Source organism: Halobacillus hunanensis (assembly GCF_900166655.1).
GTDB lineage: Bacteria > Bacillota > Bacilli > Bacillales > Halobacillaceae > Halobacillus_A > Halobacillus_A hunanensis.
The window spans coordinates 352,531-366,432 of record NZ_FVZB01000005.1 but is presented as its reverse complement, the minus strand read 5'-3'; the positions used below and the strand labels follow the sequence as shown (position 1 = coordinate 366,432).

At 39.5% G+C, this 13,902-nt stretch carries 12 protein-coding genes; 2 read left to right on the top strand and 10 right to left on the bottom strand.

The window, feature by feature from the left end; translation table 11 throughout:
• The first annotated feature begins 251 nt into the window (after nt 1-251).
• The gene (locus B5354_RS02850; protein ID WP_079525727.1) at nt 252-1,142 is read left to right on the top strand and encodes a fructose bisphosphate aldolase; all 891 of its coding nucleotides are present in this window, start codon (nt 252-254) and stop codon (nt 1,140-1,142) included.
• A 59-nt stretch (nt 1,143-1,201) separates the two neighbouring features.
• Here B5354_RS02850 and B5354_RS02845 read toward each other — a convergent pair whose 3' ends face one another.
• Genes B5354_RS02845 through B5354_RS02835 form a run of 3 tightly spaced genes read right to left on the bottom strand, consistent with a single transcriptional unit; the run spans nt 1,202 to nt 3,987 of the window.
• A complete protein-coding gene (locus B5354_RS02845; protein ID WP_079525725.1) occupies nt 1,202-1,729 on the bottom strand; it encodes a YehS family protein in 528 nt (175 codons plus the stop codon).
• Between the two features lie 23 nt (nt 1,730-1,752).
• Nucleotides 1,753-2,154, bottom strand: a complete 402-nt coding sequence (blaI, locus tag B5354_RS02840) for a penicillinase repressor BlaI (RefSeq protein ID WP_079525723.1) — start codon at nt 2,152-2,154, stop codon at nt 1,753-1,755.
• Nucleotides 2,155-2,208: 54 nt separating this feature from the next.
• Entirely contained in the window at nt 2,209-3,987 is a 1,779-nt protein-coding gene (locus B5354_RS02835) for a BlaR1 family beta-lactam sensor/signal transducer (RefSeq protein WP_079525721.1), read from the bottom strand.
• 326 nt (nt 3,988-4,313) lie between these two features.
• On the opposite strand from B5354_RS02835, the gene bla reads away from it, so the two are divergent.
• Nucleotides 4,314-5,213, top strand: a complete 900-nt coding sequence (gene bla, locus B5354_RS02830) for a class A beta-lactamase (protein WP_425432088.1) — start codon at nt 4,314-4,316, stop codon at nt 5,211-5,213.
• 302 nt (nt 5,214-5,515) lie between these two features.
• On the opposite strand, the gene B5354_RS02820 is transcribed toward bla, so the two are convergent.
• The 7 genes from B5354_RS02820 to B5354_RS02790 form a co-directional block, all read right to left on the bottom strand.
• Nucleotides 5,516-7,096, bottom strand: coding sequence for a BCCT family transporter (locus tag B5354_RS02820; RefSeq protein WP_079525717.1), 1,581 nt, complete (start codon nt 7,094-7,096; stop codon nt 5,516-5,518).
• A gap of 882 nt (nt 7,097-7,978) precedes the next feature.
• Complete coding sequence (locus B5354_RS02815; protein WP_079525715.1) at nt 7,979-9,163, bottom strand: alanyl-tRNA editing protein; 1,185 nt, start codon at nt 9,161-9,163, stop codon at nt 7,979-7,981.
• A 184-nt stretch (nt 9,164-9,347) separates the two neighbouring features.
• Nucleotides 9,348-11,483: a type IA DNA topoisomerase gene (locus tag B5354_RS02810; RefSeq protein ID WP_079525713.1), complete on the bottom strand. Its 2,136-nt coding sequence runs from the start codon at nt 11,481-11,483 to the stop codon at nt 9,348-9,350.
• Nucleotides 11,484-11,826: 343 nt separating this feature from the next.
• Nucleotides 11,827-12,249, bottom strand: coding sequence for a helicase (locus B5354_RS02805; RefSeq protein ID WP_139377041.1), 423 nt, complete (start codon nt 12,247-12,249; stop codon nt 11,827-11,829).
• 83 nt (nt 12,250-12,332) lie between these two features.
• A complete protein-coding gene (locus B5354_RS02800; RefSeq protein WP_079525711.1) occupies nt 12,333-13,040 on the bottom strand; it encodes an FAD-dependent oxidoreductase in 708 nt (235 codons plus the stop codon).
• Nucleotides 13,037-13,288 (bottom strand): SRPBCC family protein, encoded by a 252-nt coding sequence (locus tag B5354_RS02795; RefSeq protein ID WP_281252724.1) that lies wholly within the window; start codon nt 13,286-13,288, stop codon nt 13,037-13,039. Before B5354_RS02795 ends, B5354_RS02800 begins: the two co-directional genes overlap by 4 nt.
• Before the next feature lie 5 nt (nt 13,289-13,293).
• Nucleotides 13,294-13,866: a YdeI/OmpD-associated family protein gene (locus B5354_RS02790; RefSeq protein WP_079525707.1), complete on the bottom strand. Its 573-nt coding sequence runs from the start codon at nt 13,864-13,866 to the stop codon at nt 13,294-13,296.
• Between the last annotated feature and the right edge of the window lie 36 nt (nt 13,867-13,902).

Here is a 13,902-nt window from a genome sequence, read left to right as displayed (position 1 = left end):
ACGTATCAATTCGATTACTTGCTTCTTTTTATCGTAAACGGAAATGATTGAAGATGTCTAGAACTTCACCTTGATACTTGGTCCTGCATAATTTCTTTGTAAAAAAGCTACTAGCAAACCTCAGCCAAGTCTAGCGCCATCACTATAATTTAGCCCTTAACCTTTTTTGGCCAATTTATGTTAAATGTGAGAAAATAGGGGAAATAGTATAGAATGAGTATATTGAATTTTTGTAAAGAGGAGTGGAAATGATGAACAACAAACAATTTGATAAAATCAGCAACGGAAAAGGATTTATCGCCGCACTCGACCAAAGTGGCGGAAGCACGCCAAAAGCATTAGCAGCTTATGGTGTGCCGGAAGATTCTTATTCTGGCGAGGATGAAATGTTTGATCTGGTTCACCAAATGCGGACCAGAATTATAACGTCACCAGCATTTAATTCCGATCATATTCTTGGCGCCATCCTTTTCGAGCAAACGATGGACCGCGAAATCGAAGGTAAATATACAGCGGATTACCTTGCTGATAAAGGAGTTGTGCCTTTCCTCAAAGTCGATAATGGCCTAGCTGAAAAGGAAAACGGTGTACAGCTCATGAAACCAATTCATGATTTAGATGAGACACTAAGACGTGCTAACGAACGGAACATTTTCGGTACCAAAATGCGCTCTGTCATCCATGAACCAAATCAAAGCGGTATTAAGGCAGTTGTGGACCAGCAATTCGAAGTCGGAAAACGCATCATCGCTTCTGACCTAATCCCGATTATTGAGCCAGAAGTCAATATTAACAGTGAAGATAAAAACAAATCGGAGGAAATCCTTCGTGAAGAAATTATTAAACACTTAAATGACTTATCAGAAGACGAAAACGTGATGCTGAAACTCACAATTCCAACAACGGCCAATGCCTATAAAGAATTGATAGAGCATCCACGCGTTGTTCGGGTCGTCGCTCTTTCAGGCGGCTATTCTCGTGCAGAAGCGAATGAGAAGCTAAAAGAAAATGACGGGCTCATAGCGAGCTTCTCCCGTGCATTGTCCGCTGACTTAAATGCCAATCAATCTGAAGAAGAATTTAATACCGCATTGAAAAATGCCGTTGATTCGATTTACGATGCTTCTGTGAATAAAAGATAGTAATAAAAAGGGTGCGAGTACGACGATGTACTTGCACCCTTTTTATTTGCCCGTCCTTCTTATCCTCTATATTTTAACGTTAACCCTTTTAAGAAATTCCTGGCGTACTTATCCCCGCACTCTTTGTAATTCTTGTGTCCTTCTTTTCTTAATAACGCACTTAATTCACCTTTTGTGATCGTGACCCCTGCTTCATTCAAAATATCAATTATATCCTCACTCGTTAATTTAAGTGCTATTTTCACTTTTTTTAACATGACGTTATTAACACTTGAATGATTCTTTATGGACCGGTCAGGTTTATTTGGTTGTCCAGGTTTTGGATCTTGTGCTCCTCTTTTAAAAGTAATCATGCCATTTAAAAAGGACTCTAGCATACTATTCGTGCACTTTATATGCTCTTCATTTTCCGTTATAGCACCGTTATAGTCATGGTCATCATCGGAACTGTCTTCCGATTTAGTGAGTACCTTTAACACTTCTTCTTTTGTGAGGTCAACGCCGCCAAGTTTAAATATTTCTCTCACATCTTTATCTTTAATATCCAGGGCATATCGTAATCTAATTAATATATCATTATTATCCATATATAAACCTCCAATAAAAGTCTTTAATCTTCATCTTTTGATTCCCTTTTTTTAGGCTTTTCATCTAACATCGAGCGTAATTCTTTAATATCCTCTTCTGACAAAGAATCCTCCTCGATGAACTGCACCAGCATTGACTTTAACGTTCCGCCGTAAATTCGCTGAATAAATGACTGTGCCTCAGCGCGCTGACACTCATCTTGTGAATAAAGCGGGAAAAAAGTATAAACCCTCCGATCTTTATTGACACCGATCACCTTTTTACGAGAAAGACGATCCAACAGAGTTCGCACGGTTTTCGGCTTCCAATCCGTCTGCTCCTGCAGGGAGGATATCACTTCATTGGCCGTTTGTGGAGCATTTTTCCATAGTACATGCATAACTTCCCACTCTGATTCGGAAATATTCGGGATTTTCTTTGTCATCCTTATCCTCCCTTCTTCTTTTGGACCCATATGAAAATCAAACTACTTATTCTCTTATTCCTTTATGATCTCCTTATCTCTTAAAATCGATATCGTGATTTTTGCCGCCTTACTTCCATAACTATTATCTTCGTTTTGTATATTGGATGCAAAGAAATAAGTATTGTTCTGGCGCTCTACATATCCAATAAACCAACCGTTTATATTCTTGCCATTAACATTGCCAGTACCGGTTTTCCCGAAGAGTCTTGCATCATCGTATTCCTCTAATAAAAGGGAGTCTTTTACAGTTTGGATATTCTTTTCGTCGAACCCAAACTGGTTGGTATAAAACGCCGATAACAATTGTACCTGTTCGACCGGAGAAATTCTTAATGAAGATTCCAGCCAATAGTCTTCTCCGCCAGAAAGGTCACGGTTTCCATAACCTATTTGTTTCAAATAAGCTTGGACAGTTTCTCGCGGCATTTTTTGGTCCAATTTCTTAAAATACCAGGTTACCGAATTTTTCATAGCTGTTGATAGGCTTTGGTCCTTATTCCAAGATTCATAAGGATATTGCGTTCCGTTCCATTTCATTTTGGAATAATTACTTGTTATGACCCCTAACTCTAATCCCATTAGTGCTGTATAAATTTTGTAGGTTGAATTTGGGGACACTCTCCATGTGCTTTTATCTTTATTATAGATAGTGTATTGATCAGCATTCATATTATATAATACGAAGCTTCCGTCATATTCCCCAAAATATTCATCTAAATCTTCGTAAATCGTATGTTCAAAATTAAAGTCATAATGGTCATTACCTGTGGCCATTGCAGAAATAAATGGGAGCTGACTTGCTACTAATATCCCTGCAAGGGTAAAGATTGATATACTCTTCAGCTTCAGCCACTTCGATTCAACCGTAAAGGATGCGATTCTTTCTATTCTTTTTTTAATTTGCTCCTTGGGACCATTCAACTGATTGGACCCAGTAAAATTCTTCGAATACGAGGGTACATCCACAAAACTAATAATCGTATTGCCATAATCCGCATAAAATTTTTCATCCAACGATTTTAAAACAGCCCTGTCGCAGGCAATTTCGCGATCTATCCTCATTTCTTTAAAAGCAAACCAAACAAGTGGATTAAACCAGTATAAAATTTGATAAATGATGACAAGGTAATTCGTTGCGATATCTTTGTATTTATAATGATGTAATTCATGCATGAAAATGTATTTGATATTTTCTATCGACATTCGTTCGTCAAGGTGCATCGGCAGCACAACATAGGTCTTAAACAGTCCAAACGTCATTGGAGATTTGACAAGCGGTGATTCTCCTACGAATAAAGGTTTAGATATATTTAATCGATGCTTGCACCGTTCAAATAAGTGTAAAAGTTCTTCATTGTTCAGGACAGTTGTTGTGTTTCTAATTTTCTTTAGTTTGAACCATGCATGCAGGGAAAAAGCAGCCATGACAAGCATGCCTGCAATCCAAATGCTGGCTAACGTGATATTCAAGAAATCCAGATTGAGGCGATTAACAGATACCGTGAAATCCTGCATCCAGTTTTCGTTACTTAGCCCTGAACCTTCACCAGTGGTAACAGCAGGATTACTAGTGCTATTACTATAATTTCCATCGAATGATATAAAAATATTTTCAAAATGAATCCATTGCTTAGGCAGAAATGGAAGAGTCAAGGCGATTAACACTAAAAACCATAGATTGTACTGCCATTTCGCTGAAAGGTGTTTGGAACATAATTTCTTAACCAGCATGATCATCACTATAGTAACAGAGGACACTATAAAACTTGTAACGAGATAAGTGAAGAACATTCCTCCAACCTCCATTTTCCAAAGCTATGGGTATTAAAGTTTACCAGTTTATGATTAGTTTATCATTTTCCGATAAAAAATGGTGAATCCTAAGAGATTATGAGCTGAAAGAAAATAGATATCCCTATTTCAACTTAAAAAGGTTTGACATTCCTTTGATTACAGTTGTAGTATATGATTACAGTTGTAATCAAAAACGAGTTGAAAGTTAAGGGAGGGTTGATTTCTAAGAAAAAAGACAGTTAAGTTTTCTAATAGAAATTAAGTGAAGAAACTTACAGAAAGAGGTTTTCAAGTTGAGAAAAACATATAAATACAAATTTCGCATCCATAAGTTCACACTGTTTGCATCGTTGCTCACACTAGTTACACTCAGCGCTTGCATGAATGCAGACAGTTCGACCAATGCCTCACCTAAAGAGGAAAACAAAGCTGGCCAAACAGTTAAAACAGATGAAAAGTTTTCCAAACTCGAGAATGAATTTGACGCTCAACTCGGTGTCTACGCGCTCGATACGGGCACGGATCAAACTATCGAATATCAGTCAGAGGAGCGTTTTGCCTTTGCATCCACTTACAAGGCTTTGGCCGCAGCCATCGTGCTGCAGCAGAAATCCAAGGATGAACTTGAGGAAGTCATTACCTACACTGAGGATGATTTAGTAACCTATTCTCCGGTCACCAAAAAGCACGTGGATACTGGGATGACACTTTTGAAACTAAGCGAAGCGGCTGTTCGAACCAGTGACAACACCGGGGGGAACCTTTTATTTAAGACACTAGGAGGTCCTAATGAATTTGAACAAGCTCTAAGGCAAATCGGCGATAACGTTACCCAGGCAGATCGAATCGAACCGGAATTGAACGAATTCACCCCGGGAGATACTCGAGATACGAGCACACCGAAAGCTCTCGCCACCAGTCTAAAAGAATTCGCAGTCGGCGACTTGCTTTCAAATGATAAGCGTGAACTATTCACGGATTGGCTAAAAGGCAATGCTACAGGAGATGCGCTAATACGTGCAGGAGCACCTGAAGGTTGGGTGGTTGGTGATAAGAGCGGGGCCGCAAGTTACGGAACGAGAAATGACATTGCAGTGGTATGGCCGCCAAACAGAGAACCAATTGTCATTGCGATCATGTCCCACCGTGATCAGGAGAATGCCCAATATAACGACGAGCTGATAGCTCAAGCTGCCGAGATCGCACTTAACGCCCTCTTATAAGTAATATTTAAATATTTATAACTTTTTTAATTAGCCTAAATCCTTTGGTTTATAAAGAATTTAGGCTTCATTGCTATATTTCTATGGTACTATCTGAACAATCGAATAACCGATCCCAGACCTCTTTTTCCTCGGCTTCTTTTTGTTTATCTTCTTGTTTGTCTTCCTCTTTTTTTATACTTTCTGTTTTGATGACAAACTGTACGTTCTTAACCTTTTTATTTTTAGATAAAACAATTGAGACAGGATCAAATCTGAAAATAAGAGCGACCTTCTCATAATGAAGGTCGCTCATTTATTGATTAATCTGAGTTGTAATCTTCAATTTGTTTCTGAATTCTGTGGTGACGTTTTTTCTCTTCTTCACGCCTGGTTTCTTTGTAGTCTTCACGTAACGATTTGAGCAACGATACACAAGAAATAAACAGGACGATTGAGAACGGCAATGCACCGATTAGCGAGGCGGTCTGAAGTCCATTTAACCCAGCACTTAAGATTAAAATAATGGCCAGTGCGGCAATTAATGTACCCCAAACGACTTTAACTACACCGGAAGGGTTCGTGTCCCCTTTTGAACTCATCATTCCAAGTACGAATGTTGCGGAGTCCGCAGAAGTGACTAAAAAAGTGAACAATAAACAAATGGAAAGAACTGATAAGATCGTACCGAATGGTAAATTCTCCAGCATGCTGAATAAAGCAGTTGCTTCATTCTCCGCAACAGCACCAGCGATGTCGGTTCCGTGGAAGAGGTCTAAGTTGATGGCTGTTCCTCCGAAGATTCCGATCCAAATAATTCCTATAGCAGGCGGAGCTACCATAACGCCGAGAACGAATTCCCGAACAGTACGTCCTTTGGATATTCGTGCAACGAACATTCCGACAAACGGCGCCCAGGCAATGGTCCAGGCCCAGTAATAAATTGGCCAATCCTGTACCCATGTACTCCCCGTGTACTGATCAAGTCGTAAACTCGCCTGGAAGAAGTTCTGCAGGTAGTCACCGACTCCCATCGTAATAGTATCGAGTATGAAGCCTGTGGGTCCGATAAGTAATACAGCAATCATAAGAAATAGAGCGATGCCTAAGTTGGCATTACTTAAGTATTTAATTCCTCGATCTAGACCTGAGAGGGTGGATAACATAAAGAAAATAAACATAACGAGAACAATGATAATCTGTGTGACACCACCAGTTGGTGCATTAAACACGCTGCCAAGTCCACTGTTAATTTGCAGAACACTTAAACCAAGCGTTGTTGCAACGCCCATTACGGTTGCTACGATCGCGATAATATCAACCGCATTCCGAAACGGCTTTTTGCCTGTGCTTCCTATGACTGAATTCATCGTATCACTAATCAAGCTTCTTTCATCCTGACGGTAGATAAAATAGGAAAGAGCAAGACCTACAAACGTAAATGAAGCCCATTGATGGATTCCGTTATTAAAGAAAGCATTCCACATAGCTACGCGGGCTGCCTCTGCAGATTCAGGTTCTATGCTGGGATCAAAGGGAGGTGGGGTGCCAAAATGGGTCATTGGTTCTGCTACTCCCCAGAATACGATACTGACCCCAAACCCACAGCTGAAGAGCATCGCGATCCAGGTAAAAAGAGGGTACTTCGGTTTAATATCGTCTCCACCTAAACGAATTTTCCCATATTTACTAAAAGCTAAGTAGAAATTAAAAAGAACTAAAAATAGCACAAATACTAAGTAAAACCATCCAAAAGTGTTCGCAATAAAACCATAGATATTTTCTGCCTGTGAGGCAAGGACGCCAGGAGCTAATGCTCCCCATAATGCAAACAGGAAAATTATGGAGAAGGAAATCCAAAAGACTCTATTCATGAATTTCCATTTTTTCTGTTTTTTATCCATTACAAGTCTCCTTTAGTAAGTATTTAAGGTTATTATGTTGTCGATTTTTAACACTTCTTCCTCTTATTTAGAGACACCAACCCCATTTGTAAAAATATTATGTAGTATCTATACCCTGTTTTCACAATTTTCATGTTAGTAATTTTGAACCACTATTCTACGATCGTTAACAAGATTTCTATAGACTTAATTACATACAGGTGGCTCAATTTTTTAAAGAAGGTTAATATCTTAATCGAACTTATTCGAAAGGTACAAGTCATTCAAAATTGGGGAGAACGAACAGTTTACTCACTCACAGAAGTATATTGAACAACCAGCCACATACATTTTCCCCATAAACTTCAAGTGTACTTGAAGTTTAATTTTTATTGTAACATGAATTTTCTATCTTTTTTAGTCCTTTCTGTTGGCCTGTCACCTTCTATACTCTGTATTGTGAAACGATATGTATTTCAAGATTTATTTGCTTATAGTTTTACTAACTCATTTAATAACACCCCCGTTAAGTTAGAGGCGTTTATTGAAAAATTTTTTAGGCAAAGGCCGTTTTTCCCATCAAGGGATAGGCTGCGAGAATGTTCACTCAGAGCTGTGTACCACTTGTCATATGATTGTAACCTTCATGTCTTGTCGAAAAATCAGTCACTTCGTCTTCAAAAGACTTGTCTATTTCCTGGGAAATTTCTTCGAATGCATCATATTTTGTAAGTTCATCCCTCACGGTACCAATAAGGCGATACTTTTCGACATGCTTGTCTTAGTATTCTGGCGAAGGAGGCTAAGCAGGAGCTAATCATGTCAGCAATCGTAAGTTATGGGGGTAATTATCCATTTTCCTTCTTTTTACTCAAGAAGATTAATGATCTTCCAGCCCCAACGTTATAAAAGGTCCTTAGCTCGATCAGCAAAAACATCTCCGTCCATGAACTTTTTCCCGCCTCCTTGGACGAAATTCGGTTTACCCCCTCCTTTTCCTTCAATAAGAAGAAGGAGCTGTTTGGCGACATCATTCATATTTTGATTAATGTTTTCCCCATGAGCCAGTACAAACTGAAGTTGATTTTCCTGTTCACTGATCAGAATAAGATAAGCATCAGGTGCTTCCTGTATGATGGCTTTTCCTAAAGCTTGGAGCTTTTTGATAGGCCGGTCTTTGAAAACCCGCTGAATCACTCGATCATCCTGTGACACTGAAATAATATCACGTGCCTCATATTGCAGCAGTTGTTCTTCAAGCTCAGCGATTTTCTTGTCTTTCTCCTTGCTTGACGTGAGTAGCTCATCGACTTCCTCTACAAGCTGTTGTTCTGGCCTTGGAACCAGCCGCTTCATTTCGGTTAATATCCGGTGTTTTTGTTCAAGTTTTTGCAGCACTCGATAACCGCAGACGAACTCCAGGCGAACCCGTTTCTTATTTTTTGTCCATCCTAGAAACTTGACCGCCATTACTTCACCTGTGGAATGCGGATGAGTTCCTCCGCATCCGTTATAATCAATATCTGGAATGATGACAAGGCGAACATCTTCCTTAACTGCGAGCGGTTTGCGAAGCGGATACTCAACTGCCTCTTCCGCGGACATCCATTTCGATTTAACCGGATAGTTATCCCGGACGACCTCGTTCACCTGCCTCTCCACCTTTTCCAAAAGGTCTGTGGAAAGACGTTCCGTATCCAAATCGACCGTTACTGTATCTGTTCCTAAATGGAAGTTCGTTGTTGGAATCCCAAACTGATCATCGAAAACAGCTGAGATGATGTGCTGTCCACAGTGCTGCTGCATATGATCGATACGTCGCTCTTGATCGATGCTTGCTTGTACATTTTCTGTCTCAGCGGGAAGTTTTTCTTTTATGTAATGACGCACCTCGCCCTCTAATTCTTCTACATCCATCACTTCAAATCCATTCAATGTTCCTGTATCGTGCGGCTGACCTCCACCAGTCGGGTAAAACGCCGTCTCTTCCAGCACCACATAAAAACCACGCTCATCTTGATCTATTTTTGTAACCTTGGATTCGAATTCCACTTTATAAGGATCTTCGTAGAAAAGCTTTCTTGCCATTGTAAGTCCTCCTCTATTTCCCCTAAAGGTATCGTAACATGTTTCTGCTACGGGAGGGATGTTCCTGCCTTTGTTAAAAAATGTGCATGATAAATAAAAGCGCCTGACCCCCGCTGCGTTAAAATGCTATGCAGTAGGAACAGGCGCTTTTATAAAATCTATCATTATTTTAGTAAGATCTGCTTCACGCTTTCTTCTTAAAATCAAATTTAATCTTATAGTCTTGATCTAGTGTTAAAGCTGTACTAAATGTTTTCTTTCCTTTAAATCCTTTTAAAACCCTTGTTCGCTTCTTCTCACACAACGTTTTAATCATATTTTTCGTTAGCGTCTTTCCTGCTAATTTCTTAGGAAAGGTCACTTTACATCCTTCTTTGTAAGCTGAACACGCATAAAACTTGTATCGATCCACGATGGATCCAGTGGAACAAGCAGGGCATTTGGCGATCGGAGCATTCCACTTGTTTTTCTCTTCCGTGCTTCGAATGTGAACCTGCTGAATGGAATCGGGGGTCTCCTGGATCAGCTTTTCAACAAACTGACTGGTCTGTTTGAGAAATACTTGTTTAGATCCCTCGCCGCTTCCGATTTTCTTTAAATACGATTCCCATTTCGCAGTCATGGAAGGACTCGATAACAGCGTTCCTTCAATCGCTTCACAAAGCATAATCCCTTTATCTGTGACATACACATTGTTTCGTTTCACTTCAATATATTTCTGCGCCTTAATCGTTTCAATGATGCTAGAACGGGTGGCTTCTGTGCCCAGGCCTTCGACTTCCTTCAGAATCTCCACATCTTCCTCATTATCCATGAGCTTCCCGCAAGTTTTCATCATATTGATCAGCTGACCTTCTGTATAAGGCTTAGGCGGCTGCGTCATGCTTTCTTTAATATGAAGCCGAGCGCCTACCTGTGCACCTTTTTGGACATCCGGCAGATCCGCTTCTTTTTCCTGTTTTGATGCAGACGGCTTTGGAAACAGCTCTTTCCAGCCACGTTTCACTTCTCTTCTGCCCGTAGATTTAAAAGGTAAATCCTGAACATGTGTAAAAATCGTGGTCTCTTCATACACATGGTCCGTGTGAAACATCGCAAGGGTCGTGGCCAGAATTTCATGATAAATATTGTGTTCCTCACGGCTTAGTCCACCTAGCTTCTTTTGAGAAGGAATGGACTTTGTCGGAATGATCGCATAGTGCTCCTGGACTTTACTGCTGTTGACATACCGTTTATTTGGCTTTATAGATGCAGGTGTAAAAGAGACATTCAACGCTCCCTGGTAGGAATTCAAATTGTTCACTAAATAAGCAAACTCACTTTCGGTGATAAAATTACAGTCCGTTCTCGGATAAGAAACGAGACGCTTCTCATAGAGCCTCTGCATCGTCTTGAGTACTTGCGACGGTGTATATTTCCACCGCCTGTTCGCAACACTTTGCAAGGTGGACAGGGAATGAAGTTTCGGGGACTTTTGATGTTTTGTCTTTTTATCTACACGTTGAACAATCCCTGTTAAGTCTTCCTTTTCTTTCAACCCATATTTGTCCATAAGCGACTGCACCTTTGCCTTGTCCTTTTCTTTAATTTCAGCAAGGCCCTTATAGGCACCTGCTTTCGATTGAAAAAGTCCCTGAATTTGATAAAAAGGCTCTGATACAAAGTTTTCAATTTCTTTATGTCTTTGATAAATCAAATAAACCGTCGGAGATTGCACGCGCCCAATTGAAAGATAGCTTGCGAACCCTTTCTTTTGCAAAAGCAATGTAAACAAACGACTTGCATTAATTCCAACCATCCAATCACTAATTTGCCGGGCTTTCGCCTCATCAAATAAACGCAAGTCCTTATCATTATTTTGTAAATTCTTAAATCCTTTTCTAACTTCATCTTTCTCGAGCGAATTGATCCACAAGCGCTGAATCGGCTTTCCCTTCACACCTGTTAAGCGGAGAATGCTGTAAAAAATATTCGAGCCTTCCCGGTCGACATCGGCCGCATTGACAAGCACGTCCGCTTGCTGGAACAACCTCTTGACCGTCTGAAACTGCTCCCATTTCCCTTTAGAAACTTTCTCAAGGAAACGATCAGGAACGATCGGCAGTTGATCAAGCTTCCATTTCTTCCATTCCATCTTATAGTCATGAGGTTCTTTCAATTCAACCAAATGGCCGACTCCCCAAGTAATTGTCGCGCCATTCGGGAATATTTCATCCGGCTTTAATAGAATATAAGTTTTCGTTTTTTCCTGAATCGTAAAAGCCTCTGCATAAGCTTTTGCCTGAGAGGGTTTTTCGGCTAAGATGACCACTCGCGTCATGGTCCTCCACTCCCTTCACTGAACTTCAAGATTACTATGCGGTGAAAAGGAAAGCAAGGAGGAATCCTATCACAAGTCTATTCATGAAAATGAATTAGGATTAAACTCGCGAAATCTTGCCTTTTACTGATTATGGTCTCTTATATCCAAAAAGAAAACACCTTCAAGTGCCAATCAGTATGATGAAGAGTGTTTCATAGTAACAAATCGTTTATGTAACTCTATCGAGGGTGTTCGACATACCTTCAATATTTCAGAAAATCTCCGTTAAATACACAGAGGCTATAATTTTTGAATTACATTCATGTATTTTAAATATTCGCCCCACCCATGATTTTGTCTATCAAAATAACTTCATCTGCTGACCACTACTGCTATTTCCTTCATCGTTGCCTTGAACGTTGTAATCCATCGACCTACACCCCTGCATGCGCTTTTCATACATGGTCTTCAACTCGGGGACCTGATAATCAACATAATCATATACTTTTACAACATTCTTATCCGTATGAACGCGATGCAACCTACCGACATATTGCTGAAGCGTGCCTTTCCAGGCGATTGGCATGACAAGAAACAGAGTGTCCAGCCTAGCATTGTCAAATTTTTCTTCGATATACTTTCTGGTGGCAATAATCAGCCGCTCTTCATTATCTGTAAGACTTTCTATAAGCTTTAAGCGGTCTTTCTCTTCTTGCTTACTCAGATTGCCTGTTAATACAATTATATTCTTTGCAACTCCTTCAAAGAGCTCCTCCAATTTCATGCATGTTCTATCCGTTCTGCCTTTCGCCTTTTGAGCCGCTGAGGGGCCACCTCAGCATACTGATGACCAATGAAGACGAATAACTAATACCCATAAAAGACATCATTTTTGATATTTTTCTTAGAAATCTGTTTACTCTTTAAAAAGCCAAATATCGACTTCACCATTGACTTTGGTCCAGCAATAAAGTACTTACCATCACCCTGCTTCAAGGTGGTGTACGTATCTATCTCCTGATATAGATCATCTCTTGAGTCAATGTAAGTGACACTTATCGAAGAATTTTTAGAAATCGCGTCAAGTTCATCTTTGAATATAAAAGACTTATTGCTATCCAAATAGAGTAGATGCATTGGCTTCTTGGTGCCATTTCCTTCTGACTCTATTTGTTTTAAAATTGCTCGAAATGGCGTAATGCCAATGCCACCTGCGATGAGGAGGGAAGGACTGTTATCTTCTGGATTAAATGACCCTAAAGGTCCGGTCATGTTTATTTTCATTCCTTGTTTCATATCTAGCATTGCTTGTTTGAATTCACTTGGATTTTCACTAATACGCGTCGTTATTCTAACCACATTCTCAGCAGGAGCCGATGCGACAGTGAATGGGCGTGTTTTGTTTTTAATTTTCTTATGAGTTATCGTAAACAAACCATGTTGCCCAGCTATCCAATTTAAATCGTTCTCTTTTTCAAAAAGGAAGGTATAAACATCCTCTGATTCTTTGTAGCTTTCTAAAAATAATAAATCTCTCTTCTTAAACATTGCTAATGCATCTTGAAAAAAACTCATTCGTCTACTCCTTTTTCTTCAAGTCCCAATAATACTTTTTTAAGTTCTTCAACCTTATACGCCCAACCATATTTCGCACCGTTGAATGCTTGATCTTCTTTGTCGAAGCCGGTATGGTCGAGATATAAATATGTTATTCCATCCTCTTCCTTTAATGTCCATGTGACGATAGTTTTTATATGACCACCTATCCATGTGTATGATAATTTATGAGGCTCGTCCACTACTAATACTTCACTATCTACAATTAAATCTATTTCCTCGTTACGAAACTGACATTTGTATCCGACAATGGGTTTTTAGATTGTTTGGCTCCAGAAAAATAAAAAAGATATGCTCTTTGTCGTCCAGGTGTCAATGATTCAAATGCTGTTTTCAATTTAGGCATTTCATCAAATTTATCTTGTAATTCTTCAGGAACGGTATATTGAGAAGTTTTTTTGAACTCTACTTCTAAACCTGCTTTTTCTACCTCAATTGCATTATGAATATAGGTTTTCAGGGTCTTCTCCATGTCCATTATTTCTTGAACATTGGTGAATCGAATTTGGCGTGCGGCCTGTGTATTCTCGGTTTGTTGGATAAGTATATGATTAGGATCTTTTAACAAGGAACCTTTGTGAAACAAAAGAGCACAATATTCTTTAAAGCCGTGAATTAAAACAATATTCTTTCCATCTAACGTGTAACATGGGTGCATCCATTTGAAATCTTCTGTTAGCCCACAACCTAAAACTATTTGTCTTAACTTTTCAAATTCACTCTTCCACTTTTTTTCTTTTCTTAAAAATCCATCCACCTTACGACTTTCTACACTACTAGTCATTCAGCAACACCTTCCTCCAACCTTTCGAAGTCCCAT